Source organism: Pseudomonas sp. EA_5y_Pfl2_R50 (genome assembly GCF_963970475.1).
Taxonomy (GTDB): domain Bacteria; phylum Pseudomonadota; class Gammaproteobacteria; order Pseudomonadales; family Pseudomonadaceae; genus Aquipseudomonas.
This window is the reverse complement of the sequence record NZ_CAXAPT010000187.1, coordinates 1-445: the sequence shown is the minus strand read 5'-3', so window position 1 is coordinate 445 and position 445 is coordinate 1. Positions and strand designations below refer to the sequence as shown.

General features: G+C 67.0%; 1 protein-coding gene. It reads right to left on the bottom strand.

Annotated elements, in window-relative coordinates; translation table 11 throughout:
• Window positions 1-131, bottom strand: a 131-nt coding sequence (locus tag AACY19_RS28010; protein ID WP_445262338.1) for a hypothetical protein, incomplete at its 3' end; no start/stop codon positions are given.
• Window positions 132-445 lie beyond the last annotated feature (314 nt).

Sequence of the window (445 nt, the reverse complement as noted above, 5' to 3'; positions counted from 1 at the left end):
GTCGCAACTTCCGGCGTCGTGTCGTCGACCTTGAGGTCGAACCCCTTGTTCTTTTCGACCACGCCGTCGTGGCGCGCGACCTCGCGGCGGGTGATCTCGACGTCGTCGACCGCGCCCTTGTCCATCACGATGCGGCGCGAATTGGCCAGCGCCAGCGTCTTGGACTTGCCCTGGTTGAGCGCATCTTGCGGGCGATCTGATGCGCCGTGCCAGCCGCCGCCTGATCTGTCAGCCGGCCGCGGTCTCCGGCGAAGAGGTCGCGGCCAGGGCCGGCGGTCGCAATCCCTACGCCAGCCGGCGCGATCCCGCCGTCACCGGCTCGATCTTGAGGCCATGCTGGGCAAGGGGAGGGGTGTGTGAAGAATCATTTGGATCAACGGGAGGGCGCGGCCATGGAACACATCTCGCGCGTTGAGGCCGAAGCGCGTTTTTCGGACGCGTCCGA